General features: G+C 58.7%; 1 protein-coding gene. It reads left to right on the top strand.

What is annotated here, in order from left to right; all coding sequences use genetic code 11:
- Nucleotides 1–440 precede the first annotated feature (440 nt).
- Nucleotides 441–1,053 (top strand): Bax inhibitor-1/YccA family protein (locus HP499_RS24530; protein WP_172326612.1); only part of this gene is annotated, 613 nt, incomplete at its 3' end.

The following is a 1,053-nucleotide window of genomic DNA, read 5'->3' as shown; positions in this document are numbered from 1 at the left end:
GGTCGCGCAGTGTGCTTCTCAAAATGGAAACCTCCACAGTGGGGGTGGTCCCGGCTGCGCCATTGCAGCCGGTGCGAACGGTAAATGGGGCTTGTGAACAGTTCTTGCCTAGCTGCCTCGATTGTGATCTAAGTCACCCATGTGTGGCCTATGTTACCGTCCGGCGGGCTGAATAAATGCCCAGTTCGGGGGTGCAAACATCGCGATCGGATAACAACTGTGAAGCTATAGGCAACTCATGATGTAGTCACACTTAAGTAAACCTTTGTTGTTTGAGGGTGTTTCTAAACGGTCCTGGGTGCGTCCCACGCTGCCACCCTGCCGTTTTAGTGTCACGGTTACGTTTCGTCTGGGTGAACAAGGGAACTATCCCTGCCGCACGGGCGTGGTAATTGGTACCGTGAATTATCACTTAGCCCTTTTTCAGGAGGACACCCGCAATGGCACTTGGCGGAAACCCAGTCTTCAACGGAAAGAATTTCCGTGGAGCAAAGCAGGCCCCGCCTGTACCGCAGAACCCGTACGGCCAGCAGTTTAACCAGGCACCCGGCCGGGCGCCGAGCCAGGTGATGGACGGCCAGGCCGCATGGTCTGCCCAGCAGCAGAACATGACCAATGAGCAGCTGCAGCAGATGTACAACCAGCCGGCTGCCGGCCCGGCAGACACCGGCCGCATGACCTACGACGACGTCATCATGAAGACGGTCGCCTGTCTCGTGGTGCTGGTGATCGGTGCCGGCGTGACGCTCTTCGTAGCGCCCGCCCTCTCCACCATGCTCATGATTGTTGGTGCACTGGGCGGCTTTGTGCTGGCCCTGGTCAACACGTTCAAGAAGCAGCCTTCACCGGCCCTGATCCTTGCCTACGCCGGTCTTGAGGGTCTTTTCCTTGGTGGCCTTACCCGAATCCTGGACGGCATGTACCCCGGCGTCGGCCTCCAGGCTGTCATCGGTACGCTGGCCGTCTTCGGCGTCACCCTGGTGCTCTTCAAGAGCGGCAAGGTCCGCGCCACTCCCAAGATGGTGCGCTTCTTCATGATCGCCACCATTGGTT

Origin of the sequence: Paenarthrobacter sp. CM16, from assembly GCF_013179505.1 — a bacterium.
Taxonomy (GTDB): Bacteria; Actinomycetota; Actinomycetes; order Actinomycetales; family Micrococcaceae; genus Arthrobacter.
Note: the sequence above shows the minus strand (reverse complement) of the source record. Positions and strands in the feature narration are given on the sequence as shown.